The organism is Bradyrhizobium sp. LeoA1Lang, from assembly GCF_055413685.1.
On record NZ_JBVAPG010000091.1, the window covers coordinates 14,314 to 33,690 of the forward strand.

At 64.8% G+C, this 19,377-nt stretch carries 14 protein-coding genes; 4 read left to right on the top strand and 10 right to left on the bottom strand.

From position 1 onward, the window contains the following. Complete coding sequence (locus ACZYOF_RS26845) at positions 1-285, top strand: hypothetical protein (RefSeq protein ID WP_463717668.1); 285 nt, start codon at positions 1-3, stop codon at positions 283-285. Here ACZYOF_RS26845 and ACZYOF_RS26850 read toward each other — a convergent pair. After that, entirely contained in the window at positions 282-3,740 is a 3,459-nt protein-coding gene (locus ACZYOF_RS26850) for an autotransporter outer membrane beta-barrel domain-containing protein (protein ID WP_463717669.1), read from the bottom strand. The genes ACZYOF_RS26845 and ACZYOF_RS26850 overlap by 4 nt on opposite strands. After that, positions 3,737-4,906 carry a hypothetical protein gene (locus ACZYOF_RS26855; RefSeq protein WP_463717670.1) on the bottom strand — a complete coding sequence of 390 codons (1,170 nt, stop codon included), beginning with the start codon at positions 4,904-4,906 and terminating at the stop codon, positions 3,737-3,739. Before ACZYOF_RS26855 ends, ACZYOF_RS26850 begins: the two co-directional genes overlap by 4 nt. 508 nt (positions 4,907-5,414) lie before the next feature. Between ACZYOF_RS26855 and ACZYOF_RS26860 the strand changes: the two genes are divergently transcribed. Continuing rightward, complete coding sequence (locus ACZYOF_RS26860) at positions 5,415-6,236, top strand: helix-turn-helix transcriptional regulator (protein WP_463717671.1); 822 nt, start codon at positions 5,415-5,417, stop codon at positions 6,234-6,236. 9 nt (positions 6,237-6,245) lie between these two features. Here the strand turns inward: ACZYOF_RS26860 and ACZYOF_RS26865 are convergent, their stop codons facing one another. The 3 genes from ACZYOF_RS26865 to ACZYOF_RS26875 form a co-directional block, all read right to left on the bottom strand. Then, positions 6,246-6,689: a hypothetical protein gene (locus ACZYOF_RS26865; RefSeq protein ID WP_463717672.1), complete on the bottom strand. Its 444-nt coding sequence runs from the start codon at positions 6,687-6,689 to the stop codon at positions 6,246-6,248. A 182-nt stretch (positions 6,690-6,871) separates the two neighbouring features. Continuing rightward, positions 6,872-10,390 (bottom strand): transcription-repair coupling factor, encoded by a 3,519-nt coding sequence (mfd, locus tag ACZYOF_RS26870; RefSeq protein ID WP_463717673.1) that lies wholly within the window; start codon positions 10,388-10,390, stop codon positions 6,872-6,874. Continuing rightward, a complete protein-coding gene (locus ACZYOF_RS26875; protein ID WP_463717674.1) occupies positions 10,387-10,671 on the bottom strand; it encodes an FAD assembly factor SdhE in 285 nt (94 codons plus the stop codon). Before ACZYOF_RS26875 ends, mfd begins: the two co-directional genes overlap by 4 nt. A 161-nt stretch (positions 10,672-10,832) precedes the next feature. Here ACZYOF_RS26875 and recG point away from each other — a divergent pair, with 161 nt between their 5' ends. After that, on the top strand, positions 10,833-12,941 hold the full coding sequence (recG, locus tag ACZYOF_RS26880) for an ATP-dependent DNA helicase RecG (RefSeq protein WP_463717675.1): 2,109 nt from the start codon (positions 10,833-10,835) through the stop codon (positions 12,939-12,941). Positions 12,942-13,049: 108 nt separating this feature from the next. Here the strand turns inward: recG and ACZYOF_RS26885 are convergent, their stop codons facing one another. The 5 genes from ACZYOF_RS26885 to glmS all read right to left on the bottom strand — a co-directional run bounded on the left by ACZYOF_RS26885 (position 13,050) and on the right by glmS (position 18,089). Then, on the bottom strand, positions 13,050-13,907 hold the full coding sequence (locus ACZYOF_RS26885) for an NAD(P)-dependent oxidoreductase (RefSeq protein WP_463717676.1): 858 nt from the start codon (positions 13,905-13,907) through the stop codon (positions 13,050-13,052). An 86-nt stretch (positions 13,908-13,993) separates the two neighbouring features. Further along, the gene (locus ACZYOF_RS26890; RefSeq protein WP_463717677.1) at positions 13,994-15,070 is read right to left on the bottom strand and encodes a hypothetical protein; all 1,077 of its coding nucleotides are present in this window, start codon (positions 15,068-15,070) and stop codon (positions 13,994-13,996) included. Positions 15,071-15,074: 4 nt separating this feature from the next. Next, a complete protein-coding gene (locus tag ACZYOF_RS26895) occupies positions 15,075-15,284 on the bottom strand; it encodes a hypothetical protein (RefSeq protein ID WP_463717678.1) in 210 nt (69 codons plus the stop codon). Positions 15,285-15,387: 103 nt separating this feature from the next. Then, positions 15,388-16,170, bottom strand: coding sequence for a DUF502 domain-containing protein (locus tag ACZYOF_RS26900; protein WP_130581782.1), 783 nt, complete (start codon positions 16,168-16,170; stop codon positions 15,388-15,390). 92 nt (positions 16,171-16,262) lie between these two features. After that, complete coding sequence (gene glmS / locus ACZYOF_RS26905) at positions 16,263-18,089, bottom strand: glutamine--fructose-6-phosphate transaminase (isomerizing) (RefSeq protein ID WP_463717679.1); 1,827 nt, start codon at positions 18,087-18,089, stop codon at positions 16,263-16,265. 316 nt (positions 18,090-18,405) lie between these two features. On the opposite strand from glmS, the gene ACZYOF_RS26910 reads away from it, so the two are divergent. After that, on the top strand, positions 18,406-19,377 hold a 972-nt coding region (locus ACZYOF_RS26910), incomplete at its 3' end, for a transposase (protein WP_463717680.1).

The following is a 19,377-nucleotide window of genomic DNA, read 5'->3' on the forward strand; positions in this document are numbered from 1 at the left end:
ATGATCTCCGTGTTGTCTCCGAAACGGACCCTTACCTCCGAGGACATAGGATTGCGCCAGAAGCGCCACCGCTATGCGCCGCTGATCGTGATCGCGCCCATGCATCATCTGGTTGCGGCTGGAACCTTCGGGATGGAGGGCACTGCCTGGCTGCCGCCGCGCCGAAGTTCCCCGCGCGACACTCGTCGCGTGCGGCGGGGTTTGCGTCGCGCCTCTGCTGCCGCGCAAACGCTTCGCGTTGTCGCGAGGGAAAGCCGGTTTCTACTTTTCCGGATCCTGCCCTAGAATCTCCAGGTGAAGCTGCCCTTGACCGAATGATCCTGCACGCGGTCGGCGAGCTGGCCGACATAGGCGATGCCGACGCTGGCTTGCGGCGTGACCCGCAGATCGAGCCCGCCCTCGACCAGCGCTGCGTTGCGCGCAAGCGGCACGCCCGCCACCAGGAAGTTCGCGCCCGTGCTCTGGAACGCGAGTGCCGCCGTCGGGGTGACATCACCGAGAGCGTACTGCCACGCCACCGAGGCGCGCGGCGTCAGCGACATGCCGTTGGTCAGCAGAAAGCTGGTGGCGATGCGCGCGCCGAGCGTTGAGTAGCCGACGTCTTCCTTGGTGCCGGAGCCGAGCAGCGCGGCGATGCCGCTGCCGCCGGTCTCATTGAAACTGTTGGTGTCGAGATGGACCCAGGCAAGCCCAGCAAAGGGCTCGAGCGCGACCTGTCCGAATGTCAGCCCATAACCCACCTCGCCGAACACCTGCGCGGTGGTCGCGTCGTAACGGGCGCGTGCAGTGTCGAAGAAATTCGGGAACATGATGGAGCGGCTGGTGTCGAGCGTGCTGAAGCTTGCCGCCGCACCGCCGCGCAGGCTGAGCGCGCCGTAGGTCGTACCGACATAACCGGCGAGATGGGCGGTCTCGACATCAGCGGAACTCGCCCGGTCGCTGACGCGGACGGTTGAACTGGTGTAGCCGCCGGCGATACCCACGATCCAGTTGGGACTGATGCGATGATCGACGCCGCTGAAGAAGCCGGCGAGATCGCGCCGCATACCGGCGGCATTGCCGTCGCCGTCGAACCGGCCCCAGGCGCCGACGCCCTGCGCCCAGAACGCCGTCTCGGGACGCCACGCCGGCGCTGCGGGCGGCGCCTTCATCGGGAACGCCGACTTGTGCGCCCCCGCATAGGCGAGCGCGGAACTGACCGACATCGACTCCATCGCGGCTAGTTGCGGGCCGCCGGAGGTGAGTGCGGCCATCGGACCCGCGTCGCCCGTGAATGAAGCCTGCCGCAACCGCCCGAGTACGGCCTCGCGCAGATAGCGGGAGTCGTCGACCATCGCGGTCTGCGCGCTGGCATGCACCTCGCCCGACAGCGCATCGAACGCCTGCCGCGCGCCGGCCGCACTCTGATTGAGCACGGCAATCACCAGCGGGCTGGTCAGTGAACTCCCCTGCAAGGCGCTGGACACCGCGCGCTGGTTCGGGGTCGCCGCGACGTCAGGAAATGTGGTGGTGCTGCGGCTGAAGGTCAGGAACACATTGTTGGCGTCGTAGCCCAATGTCGGAGTCAGGAAGACCAGGCTGCTGGTGACGTCGGCAAAGCTACCGGTGACGCCGCCGTTCGCGGTGAGGATGGTGTAGGTGGTCTGCGGCGCATAGGTGCCGTTCTGCGCCAGCGCCAGCACGCTCCCGCCTCCGAGCGTGCCCGTTCCGGTGGCGACGATCCTGTCGGACTGGCCCGCCGCGTTCGCCTCGACCTGGTAAATCGAGCCGGCTGCGAAGTTGACATTGCCGGCGACGTTGAGAGTCCCGATGGAGTTTCCCGGCGCCACGATACCGCCGTTGGCAGCAGTGAGGCCGCCGATGGTGCCAATGCCGCCGAGTGTTCCACCACTGTCGACAGTGACGGCGCTGACGAGGCTCGCGCTAGCGTGGCTGTCGTCGCCGACCACGAGCTTGCCCGCGTTGACCATGGTCACGCCCGTATAGCTGCTCTGGCCGTTCAGGGTGAGCGTGCCGGTGCCGATCTTTGTGACCGAAGCCCCGGCGCCCCCGCTTACGCCGCCGTCGGCGATCGTCCCGGTGACCACGGTCGACAGGTTGTTGCCGCCGACGGCGAACGCGTTCGCGCCGAGGCGATAAAGGCCGGCGCCCTCGATCGACCCGGCCGCGAGCCGGCGATCGCCGTTCGGCCCTGTGCTCGCGGAAAAGTCCACGACGCCGCCGGCCTCGGTAACAAGCCGGGCATTGCCTGCCGTGCTGTTGCCGGCAAACGTCGTCCGGCCGCTGGTCGTGATCGCGGTCAGGCCGGTCGTATCAGCGTTGACGATCGCGAACGTGGCATTGTTGGTGACGTCGCCGATGATCCTGCTCGTATGCGTCGCATCGCCGAGCTGCAACGTGCCGGCCAGGATCGTCGTGCCGCCTGTATAGCTGTTGCTGCCGGCCAGCACCTGCTTGTAGGTGCCGTCCTTGATCAGGCCGCCCGCGCCGACCAGGTTGCCATAATAAAGAGCGGTCGTCAGGGTCGAGTTCAGGCTGGTGGTGAGATTGCCGCCGGCGAGATCGACGGTGCCGAAATCGGTCGCGCCGGAGGCCAGGATTGCTACGGTCTCGCTGTTCAGAAGGCGCAGCGTGCTGCCGCCGAGGACAATGACGCTGGAGCTATCGCCGATGGCGTGACCGCCTTGTACCTCCAGGGTGCCGCCGAACAGCCGTGTTCCCCCCGTATAGGTGTTGTTGCCCGATAGGGTTAGCGTACCGGCCCCGCTCTTGGTGAAGAGGCCGTTGCCGGTGATCGAGCCGGCGAAGGCGCTGTCGTCGGAGCGATCGAAAACGAGGAAGCTGTTATTGACGATGTTGCCCGCGATAACACCGGACGTGCCGCCATTGCCGATCTGCAGCGTGCCGTTGGAGATGGTGGTGCCGCCAGTGTAGGTGTTGGTGCCGGTGAGAATGGTTGTGCCGGTGCCTCTCTGCGCGAACGCACCGCTGCCCGAGATGTCGCCGCCGAGGGCATAGGTATCGGAGCGATTGATGGCCAGGGTGCCATTGTTCGTGACGTTGCCCGTGATCGAGCCCAAGGCGACGCCATTGCCGAGCTGCAGCGTTCCCTGGGCGATGGTGGTACCGCCAGTGTAGGTGTTGGTGCCGGCGAGGATGGTGGTACCGGTGCCTCTCTGCACGAACGCACCGCTGCCCGAGACGTTGCCGCCGAGGGTATAGGTGTCGGAGCGATTGACGGCCAGGGTGCCGTCGTTCGTCACGTTGCCTGTGATCGAGCCCAAGGCGACGCCATTGCCGAGCTGCAACGTTCCCTGGGCGATGGTGGTGCCGCCGGTGTAGGTGTTGGTGCCGGTGAATGTCAGGATTCCGGCGCCGGACTTGGTCAGCGCGCCGCTGCCTGTGAGCGATTGGCTCACGACGAAATCGTTGGCGGCATTTGCAATATCGAACCCTCCGCCGCCCCAGTTGATCGTCCGCGATGTGCCGGTGAAGCTCGTTCCGGTGACCTGGAGGGTACCGCCATTGAAAGTGATGGCACCCGAGGCGGCGCCGAGGTTGGAGTCCGATGTCACTGAAAGCATGCCGGCCGCGATTGTCGTGCCGCCACTGTAGGTGTTGGTGCCGGTGAGGATGGTGGTGCCGGTGCCTCTCTGCGCGAACGCACCACTGCCCGAGATGTCGCCGCCGAAGGCGTAGGTGTCGGAGCGGTTGACGGCCAGGGTGCCGTTGTTCGTCACGTTGCCCGTGTCGAGCCCGAGGCTAGGCCATTGCCGAGTTGCAGCGTTCCCTGGGAGATGGTGGTGCCGCCGGTGTAGGTGTTGGTTCCGGAGAGCACGACCGTGCCGGTCCCCGTCGTGGTCAGGCTGCCTGCGCCGGACACCACCCCGGACACCGAAAGACCAGCCGTAGACGTATCGAAGGTCAAGGCTGAACCGGAGCCGAGCGTGATCGCATTGCCGAGTGTGAGCCCGTTATTTTGCGCGGCGATGGTCGCTCCGGCGCCGGTGATCAACTGGATGTCACCGACAAGCGTTGAGCCGGTCAGCAAGTTCAATGTGTTCCCGGTGCCGCCGAACTGGATCGCCGCCGCGTAGGTCGTGCCTGCGACCAGCCCGCCGCTGATCGTACCGGAATTGTTGATGGTGTCTCCTCCATTGGTGATGACACCGGCGCCGGCGGCGCCCCCATTTGCGGCGCCGCCCGTGATGGTGCCGCTGTTGATCAGCCTATTGTTGCCGCCGATCAGATTGACGCCCCGGCCGCTGCTGCCCGCACTACCGCTGATTCTGGTGCCAACTCCTCCGCTGCCGCCGGCGCCCCCCGTGATGCTCGCGGTGTTGGTGATGAGCGTATTGCCGCCGAGCACCAGCAGGCCATCGCCACCGCCACCGCCCCCGCCACCGAAACCGCCTGAACCTCCGGCCCCGCCGTTTCCTCCGATGATCGCGCCGGCGTTGTCGATGGTTACGGCTGCTGTCGTGGTTACGCCGGCGCCGCCACCGCCACCGCCGCCGCCATCGGAAACGGTGGTGATGCCGTTGCCGCTAGCCCTCCCCGCGCCGCCAGTGAGGATGCCACCTGCATCGATCGTGAGGTTCGTGCCGGAGAAGTACAGACCGGTACCGCCGCCGCCACCACCTGCTCCATGATTTAAATCGTCGCTCGGAATCGACCCGGTGCCCCCGGTGATCGGGCCCGTGATCGGCGCGTTGGACGATGTGACCAAGCCCACGAGGCCGCCTGTTCCGCCGGCGCTGACTTGGCCCGGGGCGCCGGCGCCGCCGTCACCATTATTGGCGCTAGGGGCGCCGGGAACCTGCACGGTTGATCCGGCGACGGTCGTGGAATTGCCACCGTCACCGTTGCCCGCGCCACCATTGCCACCACGGACCTCGGGCGCCATGGCGCCGCTGCCACCAGGGGCGCTGCAAGCCGCTGTGTTGCCAGGCGTGCATGTCTGCGCATGGGCCGGAAGCGCCAAGCCCGTCAGGCCGAGGAGCAGCGCGATCGGAGACGCTGTGGCGAGCGCGCGGAGCTGCAGCCTGCCCGATTGCCGCTCAGACGAATCCGTCCGCGGGCCGGCGAACCGTCCCGAACCGTGGAGCCGCGCCGCACTCATTGATGCAAGCACGACGTTTCATCTTTGCAGAAACCGAAAATTGTTTGGAGTTTCGCGTTCTTCATGCCTGCCCCCTACCGCCGACGAATCCGCGCCACATATCGCGGACGAACGTGGAGGGAGAATTCGCGGATGAATCGCGATCTGGCCACTACCCAAAAGGGTATACAGGCGTTGTCGTGAGCGTTAAGAAAAACAGCGAGGCTTTGCTGCAACAGACCGAGTTCCCGATCGCTGCGAACTGCGCGCAAAATTGAATCAATCTCAACCAGAAACTGCAATGCAGAATCCCATGGACAACCGGGACAACAAACTCGACGCCGAGATCATTCGTCTTTACGAAACGGAACCCGATCTACACGCGCTGCCTGGCGTGCTGTTCACGAGCATCGGTCGCTTGATCGACGCGGAAGTCGTGAGCTTTTCCGAATTCCATCACGCGAGTCAGGATTTTCGCGCGTTGGTTTCGGTCGAAGACGATCCTGAAAAGCGTGCGCGCGCGATGCAGGCTTTTGCCCGTCACCGGCACTCGCACCCGTTCTGGCAGTATGATCCTGCCTTCTACGGCGAGCGTGCGCTGCGCGAGTCGGATTTCTTCACCGATGAAGAGTACGTCGAACTCCCCATGGCCAGGGAAGCATTCCTGCCGTCAGGCGCCCGTCGGATGATGGCAATCGTGCTGCAGCATGAAGACTATGTGGTCACGATCGTCGGCCATCGTGTGTTGGATCGCCCGGCCTTCAGCGATTTGGATCGCGACCGTCTCGAAGCGTTCCGTCCGCACATTCTGCGAAGCTACCGGCAGGCTCAGCAGCGCACTCTCGCCAAGCTCACTCCGGCCGATCGGCTACGACTGGCCTTCCCCGCGCTCACGCCGCGCCAGATCGAGGTGGCATCGTGGATTGCCCTGGGCAAGTCAAACGATGAGATCGCCGGCATCCTCGATATCGGCGTCGATGCGATCAAGGCGCACGTCAAGGCGATCAACAGCAAGATCGACTCGGACAGCCGCCGTGCGGCCATCGTCATCGCCCACACCACACCGCCTTTCGCCGATCTGCCGCCGCTCTGGAAGCTCGATCTCGACGCGTGGGGTGGCCAGGCGCAGCCGTGAGCTTCTTCGTCAGTAGCAGCGCGTGATGTTGACGGTCTGCTCTCCGCCGCCACGGCCGGGGACGGTCACGCTCTCGGAGGGACAGCTCGACACATAGGGTCGATCGGAAGGTACGACCATCGGCGGATAGCGATGGGCCCAATCCCAGGGGACGTCGTACGTGTAGGTGTTGCGGAAGTCGCCCGAGACCGATTGCGATTGCGGAATGCCGGCGAAGCCTTCGCTCGCCGCTGGCGCATCGAAATAGCCGGCTGTGCCCGGCCAGAAGCCGCCGACAAAGCCTCTCCGGTGCGGCCGGAACGATGGGCCGACGTGCCCACGTGCAACCGACGGTCCCGAAGCAACCCCTCCGCGCGCCGCCCCTCCCGACCTCGCGGATGCATCGTTCGCAGCAAACAGAAGCGCTGCTGCGCCAACAGACGCGATCAACGCGCCACAGACTCGATTGCTCATGGTACGCACCAACTTGCCGGTTACGGAGCCGCACTCGGCGCACGCTAGGCTATGCGCTTTCGTGCCGGCAAACACATCCTTAACTGGTAGTTAAGCAGTAATATTAATAGGGCGCCATTGCCTCAAAACATCGGGATCGGCAGCGCCTGTGCGACCAGCGTCCCGCGAACAAGAAGGCAAGCTTATGCCGCCTTCTTGTTCTCGGCGAGATTGGCAAGTTGCCGCAGGATTTCCGTTGTCCCTGCAAGCCGTTCTTCCGGAGTCTTCCATTCCTGGAAGAACACGACCTTCATGTCGGGCCGCACCTTCGCGGCCTGGCCATGCTGGCGGATGAAGGCGACCAGGCGGTCGGGCTGGGCAAAGGCATTATCGCGGAACGCGATCACCGCGCCCTTCGGACCGGCATCGACCTTCTCGACATTGGCTGTGCGGCAGTAGGCCTTGATAGTGGCGACCTTGAACAAATAGCGCACCTCGTCCGGCAGCACGCCGAAGCGGTCGCGCATCTCGGCTGCGAAATTGTCGATCTCTTCCTCGGTGTCGAGATCGGCGAGCCGCCGGTACAGCGACAGCCGCACCGAAAGATCGTTGACGTAATCCTCCGGAATGAGCACGGGCATGCCGATCGTGATCTGCGGCGACCAGCGGTCGGCGGCAGGCTCGGCCACGCCGGCCTTGAGGTTGACGATCGCCTCCTCCAGCATCGATTGATAAAGCTCGAAGCCGACTTCCTTGATATGACCCGATTGCTCCTCGCCCAGAAGATTGCCGGCGCCGCGGATGTCGAGGTCATGTGAAGCGAGTTGGAAGCCCGCGCCGAGCGTTTCCAGCGACTGCAGCACCTTGAGCCGCCGCTCCGCCTGCGGCGTGATCTTCTGCTGTGCCGGCAGTGTGAACAGCGCATAGGCGCGCAGCTTCGAGCGACCGACGCGGCCGCGGAGCTGATAGAGTTGGGCGAGCCCGAACATGTCGGCGCGGTGCACGATCAGCGTGTTGGCGTTCGGGATATCGAGCCCGGACTCCACGATCGTGGTCGACAGCAGGATATCGTATTTGCCGTCGTAGAACGCCGACATGATGTCCTCGATCACGGTCGGCGGCATCTGGCCATGCGCCACCGCGACCTTCATCTCCGGCACGTTCTTGTCGAGGAAGTCTTTCACACCAGCGAGATCCTCGATCCGCGGCACCACGTAGAATGCCTGTCCGCCGCGATAGCGCTCGCGGAGCAGCGCCTCGCGGATCATCAAGGGATCGTGTGGCGCGACGAAGGTGCGCACCGCGAGCCGGTCGACCGGGGGCGAGGCAATGATCGAGAGCTCGCGCACGCCGGTCAGCGCCAGTTGCAGCGTGCGCGGGATCGGCGTCGCGGACAGCGTCAGCACGTGGACCTGCGCCCGCAACTGCTTCAGCCGCTCCTTGTGGCCGACGCCAAAATGCTGCTCCTCGTCGACAATCAGGAGGCCAAGATCCTTGAACTTGATCGACTTGCCGAGCAGCGCATGCGTGCCGACGATGATATCGACGCTGCCATCGGTGAGCCCCTTCTTGACCTGCGTCAATTCCTTCGCCGGGATCAGCCGCGAGGCCTGCGCGACATTGACCGGGAAGCCGCGGAAGCGCTCGGCAAAGGTCTTGCTGTGCTGGCGCGCCAAGAGCGTGGTCGGCACCACGACCGCGACCTGCTTGCCGTCGAGCGCGACCGCAAACGCTGCGCGCAGCGCCACTTCGGTCTTGCCGAAGCCGACGTCGCCGCAGATCAGCCGGTCCATCGGACGGCCGCTCTCGAGGTCCTTCAGCGTCGAGTTGATCGCGCCAAGCTGGTCCTCGGTCTCGTCATAGGGGAAGCGCGCGCAGAACTCGTCATAGACATGCGGCTGCACCGGCATCTTCGGCGCTTCGTGCAGCATCCGCTCGGCCGCGATCTTGATCAGCTCGCCGGCAATCTCGCGGATGCGGTTCTTGAGCTTGGCCTTCCGCGCCTGCCAGCCGGTGCCGCCGAGGCGATCCAATTCGACATTGGCGCTGTCGGAGCCGTAGCGCGACAACAGCTCGATGTTCTCGACCGGCAGGAACAGTTTTGTCTCCGCCGCATAGTGCAGCTCGAGACAGTCATGCGGCGCGCCGGAAACTTCCAGCGTCTGCAGGCCGATGAAGCGGCCGATGCCGTGCTCGACATGGACGACGAGATCGCCGGCCGCGAGACTCGTGACCTCCGAGATGAAATTGTCGAGCTTGCGATGCGCCTTGCGCGGCCGCACCAGGCGGTCGCCCAGGATGTCCTGCTCGCTGATGACGGCGACGTCGTCAGTCTCGAAGCCGCTTTCCATGCCGAGCACGGCGAGCATCGCCTCGTTACGCGGCGTCGCCTGCACCATGCGCCAGGTGTTGACGTTGGTGATATTGTGAAGCTTGTGGTCCTGCAGCATCGAGCCCATGCGGTCGCGCGAGCCCTCGCTCCACAACGCGATCACCACTTTCTTGCGCTGCGCCTGCAGGGCCTGCACGTGGGCGGCGACGGCCTGGAACACGTTGACGGACGCATCAGTGCGTTCCGGCGCGAAGTTGCGGCCCTGCCGCGCGCCGGCGTCGAACACCTCCGTGCTGCCCTCAGGGACAGCGAACGGCGTCAGCCGCGCCAGCGCGCCGTCGGCGAGCCGCTGCGTCCATTCCGCTTCGGTCAGATAGAGGCGGTCCGGCGGCAGGGGCTTGTAGATCGCGCCGCCGCCGGGATGCTCCATCGCTTCACGGCGCGCGTCATAGTAATCGACAATCTGCTTGAAACGCTCGCGCGCGGCGTCCTCGCCCTGCGGCTCGATCGCAACAGGCGCGCCGTCGAGATAGTCGAGCAGCGTGTCCATCCGCTCCTGGAACAGCGGCAGCCAGTGCTCCATGCCGGGATGGCGGCGGCCTTCGGTGACGGCTTCATAGAGCGCATCGTCGCGCTCCGGTGCACCGAAGGCGGCGACATAGCCCATGCGGAAGCGGCGGATGGTCTCCGTGGTGAGCTGGAATTCCGAGACCGGAACGAGATCGAGCCCGCGCATGTCCAGGAGCGTACGCTGCGTCTCGGCATCGAAGCTGCGGATCGACTCCAGCGAATCGCCGAAGAAATCGAACCGCACCGGCTGGTCGAGCCCGGCCGGAAACAGATCGAGGATGCCGCCGCGCACAGCGTATTCACCGGGCTCGCGCACCGTGGAGGACCGCGTATAGCCGTTGTGTTCGAGCCAGGCGACGATCGAGTCCATCGGTACGACATGGCCCGGCGCGACCGACAGCGCCCGCGCCGCCACCACCTCGCGCGCCGGCACCCGCTGCACGATGGCATTCACCGTGGTCAGCACGATCAGCGGCTTGTCGCTGCCGGCGAGCCGCGACAGTCGCGCCAGCGTGGTCAGGCGTTGCGCCAGGACGCCACCATGCGGCGAGACGCGGTCATAGGGCTGGCAGTCCCAGGCCGGGAACTGCATCACGCCAAGATCGGGCGCGAAGAATTCCAGCGCGCGGGCGAGCTGCTGCATCCGCGGCCCGTCGCGGCACACCACGGCAAGGCTGACGGCCGGACGCTTCGGCTTCGCCGCGATCGCGCGCGCCAGATCGGCGATAACCAGCCCCTCGGCACCCTCGGCGACATTGGCAAAGGTCACCGCGCGCCCGGGGGCCAGCAGTGCGGCGGGTGATTTGGCTTGTGGCTTCATACGTCGTGTTCCACCGCGCGAAACGCCTTGATGCGGGCAAACAGCGCGCCTGCCCCTTCAAGCGGCCTGTCGCCGATCAGCGCGGCATAGAGGTCGGGATCGGGCACCTCGAGCAGGTGCTCCAGTTCGGACAGCTCAGTGTCCGAGAGGTTGCCGATTTCGGCGTCCGCAAAGCGGCCGAGGACGAGGTCCATCTCGCGGGTGCCACGATGCCAGCAGCGAAACAATAGCCGCTTGCGGCGGTCGTCGAGCCCGCCGCTCGACCGTGTCGTTCCCGTCATGTCGCCCAAATCCATCCAAACGCCAAAAGCCCGGACGTGCCGGGCGGGGCTGATATAGCGGCTGACATGGCTAATGTCAGCCCTTCTTGTTCCCCGATTTATCAACTGTTGCGTCATCGCCGGGCTTGACGGAACGCGGCCGGCTGATGACGGATGCTGCCATGCGCCCTGCTCTGCTCAATCCCCTGTTTGCGCCGGTCACGAGCCTGTCGGGCGTCGGGCCGAAGCAGGACAAGCTGCTCCGCTATCTGCTCGACCGCAGCGAGACGCCGCGGCTGGTGGATCTGTTGCTGCATCTGCCCGCAAGCGTGATCGACCGCCGCGCGCGGCCGAAGATCCGCGACGCGGTTCCGGGCACGGTAGTGACGCTCGAGGTCACGATCGACCGCCATCGCCCGGCCCCGCCGCGCAACTCGCGCGCTCCCTATCTCGTCTATGCCGGCGATGACACCGGCGACGTGGTCCTGACCTTCTTCCGCGCCCAGCCGGGCTATGTCGAGAAGCTGCTTCCCGTCGGCGCCAAGCGCTATGTCTCCGGCACCTTGCAGATGTACGACGGCATCCCCCAGATCGTGCATCCCGACCGCGTGGTTGACGAAGAAGGCTTTGCAAAACTCTCCGGCATCGATCCGGTCTATCCGCTGACCGAAGGGCTTGCGATCGGCTCGCTCCGCCGTGCCATCGCGCAGGCGTTGCAGAAACTGCCCGCATTGCCGGAGTGGATCAGCCCCGAGGTGCTGCGCCGCTGCAGCTTTCCCCCGATCGCGGAAGCGCTGCAGCGTGTCCATGTGCCGGTCGAGCTCACCGATATCCTGCCCGACGGCCCGTTCTGGTCCCGCCTTGCCTTCGACGAACTGCTCGCCGGGCAATTGGCGCTGGCGCTGATCCGCGCCCAGCTCCGCCGCCCCGCTGGCGACCGCAATGCCGGCGACGGCCATCTGCGCAACAAGATCATCAACGCGCTGCCTTATGCACTGACTGCTTCGCAGCGCTCCGCAATGGCGGCGATCGCGGAAGATCTGCGCCAGCCGGTGCGCATGCTGCGCCTGCTGCAAGGCGACGTCGGCTCCGGCAAGACGGTGGTGGCGCTGCTTGCGGCCGCGGCCGTCGCCGAAGTCGGCAAGCAGGCCGCGCTGATGGCGCCGACCGAAATCCTGGCGCGCCAGCACATCAAGACCATCGCCCCGCTCGCCGAACGCGCCGGCCTTCGTGTCGCGATCCTCACCGGCCGCGAGAAGGGCAAGGAGCGACGCGAACTGCTGGCCCGGCTCGAGGCCGGCGAGATCGATCTTTTGGTCGGCACGCATGCGCTGATCCAGGACGACGTGATCTTCAAGTCGCTGGCGCTTGCGATCGTCGATGAGCAGCATCGCTTCGGCGTGCGCGAGCGGCTGGCGCTGACATCGAAAGGCGAAGCCGTCGACGTGCTGGTGCTGAGCGCCACGCCGATCCCGCGCACGCTGGTGCTCACTTATTTCGGCGACATGGACATCTCCGAATTGCGCGAGAAACCGGCCGGTCGCCAGCCAATCGATACCCGCGCGGTGCCGGCAAGCCGCATCAGCGACGTGATCGACGCCGTCGGCCGCGCGCTGAAGGCAGGCAAGCTGGTCTACTGGATCTGCCCGCTGGTAGATGAATCCGAGGCCGAAGGCACCGAACACCTGACCAACGCGACCAAGCGGTTTGAGAGCCTGCAGAAGCGTTTCGGCGACAATGTCGGCCTCGTCCATGGCCAAATGAAAGGCGCGGAAAAGGACGCCGTGATGGCGCAGTTCGCCGCGCATGAGATCACGCTCCTGGTCGCCACCACCGTGGTCGAGGTCGGCGTCGACGTGCCGGCGGCGACCATCATGGTGATCGAGAACGCCGAACGTTTTGGGCTTGCGCAATTGCATCAACTGCGCGGCCGGATCGGGCGCGGCTCGGAAGCGTCAACCTGCCTGCTGCTCTACCAGGAGCCGCTCGGGGAGATCGCAAAAGCGCGGCTGAAAGTGATCCGCGAAACCACCGACGGCTTCCGCATCGCCGAGGAAGACCTGAAGCTGCGCGGCGAAGGCGACGTGCTCGGCATCCGCCAGAGCGGCCTGCCCGGCTACCGCATCGCGCGGCCCGAGGTGCACGGCCAGCTCATCGCACAGGCCCGCGACGAAGCACTGCGCATCATGAAGGATAATCCAAAGCTGAAAGGCGAGCGCGGCGAAGCCTTGCGCTGCCTGCTCTATCTATTCGAACGCGACGAAGCGATCCCGCTGATCGGCGCGGGGTGACGCACCTCCCACGTCATTGCGAGCAACGCGAAGCAATCCATTGCGCCGCAAGCTCGGAGAGATGGATTGCTTCGTCGCTGCGCTCCTCGCAATGACGGCGGTGTGCCGCTAGCTCCGTTTCTCCTTGCAGCTCTCGGCAAACGCTCGGAGCTTCGCAACGTCCGTACCCGCGCCGTTGGCATCGGCCGCGATATGCTCGAACAGCCTGGCGAATCCCTCATAGACGAGATTGGCTGGATGATCCGGGCCGAGGAAAGCCGCGATCTCGCGCATCTCGGCGACCCAGCGATACGCCTTTGGCACCATGTCCGGCAGCGCGACGCCAAGCCGCGCCAGGATTTGCGGCTGGCTCAGCGCCAGTTCGTCGCGCAAGGCAGTGGCGGCGCCCGCGCGCGTGGCCGCCAGCACCATGGCGGCGCCGACCGCCGTCAGCCCCTTGTTGATGCCGGCATAGGACATCTTGAGCGCGGAAGCCGCGCCGACCGGCCCTTCGACGATGCGCAAGTCGAGGCCGAACTGCTTGAGCACGGCGAGGTCCTGCGCATGCTCGCCCGAGACATAGAATGCTGGTCCGGCTGAGCCTGGTTTCGGCGGCAAGCCGATGACCGCGCCATCGACGAAGCGCGCGCCGGAAGCAGCGATGATTTCGCCAACCTTCTGCACCGTCTCGACATTGACGGCATTGCAATCGACGACGACAGGTCTCGTTCGGAATTTCACGATACTGGCGGCCAACTGCTCGGCCAGCGCAATCGCTTCCCCCGGCGGAACGATGGAGAGGATGATATCGGCTGCGGCGATATCGGCGTCGGCGGCCGCCACCATGCCGCTGGCCGCTGCGCGCTTGGCGCTCGCTTCGCTCCGGCCGTGTAGCGAGGTCAGGACGCGGGCGCCATGTTCGGCCAAGCGCTGCGCCACTGCGCTGCCCATGGCACCCGGCGCAAGGATCGCGATCGTATTGGACATGAGAGGTCCTCGAGAGTTCCGAGAGACGGTATTTGTAGAACGATCCGGCGGCAAACGCGAGTTCGCCTCACCTTCAAAACACGGCGTTAGATTCCTTGCGTGCGCGGCGGTGGCTTGCGGGCGGCGCCCGGCAGCGGCATCGGGATCACCCGCAGCTGTGGCGGTTCGGATGATTGGGGACCAGACTTGCCGAGCGCCTCGCTCACGCAACGATTGTCATTCATCTTGTCCGCCTCCAGCATACAGGCCGGAAGCATAGTGGTGCGCGTTGTAAGCTTGCGGTCGAGCACCGAGGCGATATAGCCGCGCGGCTCACCAGCCTTGAACGCAAGCCCCATCCACTGGACCTGCGCGCCCTTGGTGCTCGTCAGGCTGGCCATGCGATCGGCGCAGGGCGCGTAGTCCATGGTGATGCTCGGCTCACCCTTGCGGTCCCCAAAGAACAGCAGCGGCCGTGTCGCGCATCCCGTCGCAGGCCTGAGGAAGAGCACGAACAGTCCGAGCTCGTTGCCGCCTTCGACCGAGGCGAGAAAGAAATCCTTGGCATTGTCGAAGGTGCGGAAGACGCGATTGTCGAGCTTCAGCGTCGCCTTGCCGGTCTGCTTGTTGTGGAAGGTTTCGACCTTGTGATCGGCGGCCGAGCCGGAACCGGTCGGCAGTCCGAGCTCGCCCGAACCGAACGCCTCCGCCACCAGCGACTGCAGGCAGTTCAACTGATCGACGCGCGTGAACAGGCAGAACGGCGCCTTGATCTCCTGGCTTTCGAGCTTGTTCGCGATAACGTATGCAATCCGTGCGGTCGGCCGGTCGTTGCGATAGGCAACGGCAGCCCAGAGCGCCCATCCCGTGCGCGTCGTCAACTGAATCTCGACCAGGTCGTTGCATGCGGCGAAGTCGGACAGGATCTGGTTCTTGCCGGAATCGCCGGTCAACATCGCGTGGACGATGACATTGGAGCCGCATCCCGATCTCGTCTTGAGGTGGAGCATGTAAAGCACCGAACCATCGAGGTCGTAGGTGTTGATCTTGCCGATCTCGGCAACGTCCTCCTTCGCAAGGATCTCGCGGTCGTCGAGCTCGATGGTCGCCTGACGCGTCATGTCGTTGATGAAGGTCACGAGACGGTGGCCCTTGAAGAAGGCGTCGCCGGTCTTTCGCTTCATATCATCAGCGCTTGCGGTCCGGATCGCCATCGAGGCGAGCAGCAACATCACCCCGGCGAGAACAACCAGCTTCGTCCGCAATGAGCGACAGGCAAAACGCCATCCACAATCCTGCATCGAGATCGCACCCGACGCCCGGCAAGAAAACCCGGGCTTTCAAGAATAAATTGTCGGTGCAATCCGGGCCGCCGAACAGGCGGTATCCGGTTGACACCGGAATGGCACGCGCTCCCGTGCGCAGCAAGCAGTTCCTGTCACAGGCTAACACGGCGAATCCGCTGCAGCGTGACGATCAAATGACAGCAACCGCTGCGAGATTATTCTACCTTCGCAGGCGCGGGCTTCGGCTGCAGCGCGGAGGCGGAGTTGGCGATGCGGGCGGCGTTGGCCACACCGGCGAGCGCGGCCATGCGCTTTGCATCGCCGTTGCCCGGCTGCACGACGCCGGCGGACATGATCAACGTCGCGGCGTCCTCGGCGCTCAGCTCGACCTCGATGATCTTACTTTTCGGCACGTAGAAGAAGAAGCCGGTGGTCGGGTTCGGCGAGCATGGCAGGAACACCGAAATGTGCTCCTCCTCGCCCGGCAGGCTCGCGGCGATGTTCGCGCTCGGCGACTGCGAGATCAGGACGATCGACCACATGCCCGGCGAGGGAAATTCGACCAGGCCGACGCGGCGGAAGCTGGATCCGTTGCCCGAGAACAGCGTCTCGAACACCTGCTTGAGGCCGCGATAGATCGCGCGCACCGCCGGAATCCGCCCGAGCAGCCGCTCGCCGAGATCGACCAGCGTCCGCCCGATCAGGTTCGCGGTGAGGAAGCCGAGCAGCGTCAGCGCGATCACCGCGACGACCAGTCCGGAACCGGGCACGCCGAACGGCAGATAGGTTTCAGGACGATAGGCCGAGGGCACAAAGGGTCGCACCAGGCCGTCGACCCAGGTCACGAACCACCAGGTGAGATAGAGGGTGATCGCCACCGGTCCCGTGACGATCAGCCCGGTCAGGAAATAGTTTCGAAAGCGGGCCATCAGGCCGCGCGGGCCGTCTGGCGAGGGGTGTTCCGGGGGCGGGATCGGAGACGGATTCTCGGGGTTCATTATGGTTCCAGGTCGCAAGGCGCAGCCAGAATCTCCCAGCTAAGCCATCCTAGCAGGTTTTTGAAGGGCCAACGTAATCCGGGCGGTTGCGGCTATTCGACCGTGACTGACTTCGCGAGATTGCGGGGCTGGTCGACGTCCGTGCCCATGACGACAGCGGTATGATAGGCGAGGAGTTGCACCGGAACGGCATAGACTATCGGCGTAAAGGCGGCCGCCATGTCCGGTAGCACGATCGTGACCAGGGAATCGACGGTCGCCTCCGCGGCCCCCTTGGCATCGGTCATCAGGATGATATTGCCGCCGCGGGCGGCCACTTCCTGCATGTTGGAGACGGTCTTCTCGAACACCTTGTCGAAAGGCGCGATCACCACGACCGGCATGTTCTCGTCGATCAGCGCGATCGGCCCGTGCTTGAGCTCGCCGGCAGCATAGCCCTCGGCGTGGATGTAGGAAATTTCCTTCAGCTTCAGTGCGCCCTCGAGCGCGAGCGGATAGCTGGTGCCGCGGCCGAGATAGAGCACATCGTGCGACTTGGAGATCTCGCGCGCGAGCTTCTCGATCTGTGGCTCCGTGGTGAGCGCCGCCGCGATCAATCGGGGAACCTCGACGAGGCCGTGCACGAGCCTGGCCTCGTCCGCGTCAGACAGTTCGCCGCGCGCCTTGCCGGCGGCGACCGCGAGCGATGCCAGCACCATGAGCTGGCAAGTGAAGGCCTTGGTTGAGGCGACGCCGATCTCGGGGCCGGCCAGCGTCTGCAACACGGTCTCGCTCTCGCGCGCGATCGTCGAGGTCGGCACGTTCACCACCGAAACCGTATGCGCGCCCTGCTCTTTCGCGTAACGCAACGCGGCCAGCGTGTCGGCAGTCTCGCCGGATTGCGAGATGAAGATCGCAAGATCGCCTTTCCGCAAAGGCGCCTCGCGGTAGCGGAATTCGGACGCGATATCGATCTCGACCGGCAGGCGCGAGAACCGCTCCAGCCAATATTTCCCGACATAGCCAGCATAGTTCGCGGTGCCGCAGGCGGTGATCGAGACGCGCTGGATATCTTTGAAATCGAACGGCAGCTTGACCGGCAACGTGACCCGCTCGGTCGCCATGTCGATATAGCGGGCCAGCGTGTGGCCGACCACTTCCGGCTGCTCGTGGATCTCCTTGGCCATGAAGTGGCGGTAGTTCGCCTTGTCGACCAGGAATGCCGATGCGCCTGACTTCAGCACCTCGCGGTTGGCGACCGCGCCATGCTCGTCATAGATCACGCCGACTTCACGTGACAGCACCACCCAGTCGCCGTCCTCGAGATAGCTGATCGTATCGGTAAACGGCGCCAGCGCGATCGCGTCCGATCCCAGATACATCTCGCCGTCGCCATGCCCGACCGCGAGCGGCGAGCCCTTGCGGGCGCCGATCAGGAGATCATTGTGGCCGTTGAACAGGAACGCCAGCGCGAACGCGCCGCGGAGCTGCGGCAGCGACGCCTTCACCGCCTCCTGCGGCGAACTGCCCTTCAGGAGGTAGGAGTTGACGAGATGGGCGACGACCTCGGTGTCGGTTTCGCTGGAGAATTTCGCGCCCTGCTTCTCGAGCTCCTGGCGCAACTCGCGAAAATTCTCGATGATGCCGTTGTGGACAACAGCGACATTGTCCGTCGCATGCGGATGCGCATTGCCCTCGGTCGGCCGGCCATGCGTCGCCCAGCGCGTATGCCCGATGCCGGTGTGGCCATCGAGCGGCTCGGCGCGCAACCGCGCTTCCAGGTTCTTCAATTTTCCTTCCGCGCGCCGCCGCACCAGATGGTCGCCCTCCAGCGTGGCGACGCCAGCGGAATCGTAGCCGCGATATTCAAGTCGCTTGAGCGAATCGACCAGTTGCTCCGCAACCGGTGCCCGTCCGAGAATGCCGATAATGCCGCACATGCGGATCAAAATCCCCAAATCGCCGAAAATTTGCCAAACCGACGACACGCTCCCTTAACGGGAAACGCGGGCACCAACAAACTCAATAATTATTGCGGATTGAGACAGTGTTAAAGGGAAGATTAACGGGTGAGTTAAGGACATATCCAACCTGCCCCTCCCGTTCGCCGCCGTCATTCCGGGGCGTCCGAAGGACGAGCCCGCAATCCATCAGGCCACAGGCGCAAGCGGAGAAATGGATTCCGGGCTCGCGCTACGCGCGCCCCGGAATGACAGCGTCGTCCTGACGAAGGACGGGACGACATCGTAAGGATGGGTGGAGCGCAGCGAAACCCGTCACTCGCGCGGCTTGCTCCATCGCGATGGGTTTCGCTGCGAGACTGGGCAAGAATCTTGGCTGATAGGCCGATGCGTGTACGATTCGGTTATGCCGAATCATAGGTTCAAGGCCGGCGTTAGCCGGGATCAGTCGAGTTTTCTTCCGCCGCGTGTTGAAGATTATGTGGAGCGTGACAATCCGGTTCGAGTGATCGAGGCGTTTGTCGCTGCGCTGGAGCTTGAGAAGCTTGGCTTCCGCCACGACGGGTCAGGCGGCGGGGCTGGGCAGCCTCCTTACGACCCGGCCGACCTTTTGAAGCTTTATCTTTACGGCTACACGAACCGGATCCGGTCGTCGCGCAGCCTTGAGCGGGAAGCCGGCCGCAATCTTGAACTGATCTGGCTGCTGAAGCGGCTGGTGCCCGGCTATCGCACCATTGCCAAGTTCCGCAAGGACAACTGGAAGGCGCTCAAGGCAGCGAACCGGGAGTTTGTGCTTGTGGTGCGCGAGCTTGGCCTGGTGGGCGGTGAAGTTGTGGCGATCGACGGGGCGTTTTTTGACGGCAACGCCAGCAAGGCGAGTATCAAGACGCAGCGCACGCTCGCCAAGCGGCTCGCGGAGATTGACCGGGAGATCGAGGCCTATGGCGCCACGCTTGAGGCCAACGATCGCGCGGAGGCGGCGCCTGCGTCCGCGGAACGGGATGGTGGGGGAGGCGATGGCGAGGACGTCACGCAAAAGGTCGCGGCCTTGATGGCCAAGCGGGCAAACGTGCAGGCCGATCTGGCGCGGCTGGAAGAGAGCGGCGAGAGGCAGCTGTCGCAAACGGATGCCGATGCCCGGCTGTTGTCGAAGAACGGTCAAGTGGTGGCGGGCTACAACGTCCAGATCGCCGTCGATGACAAACATAAGCTGATCGTGGCAAGCGAGGTCGTCAATGACGGCAACGACACCGGCCAGCTTCACGAG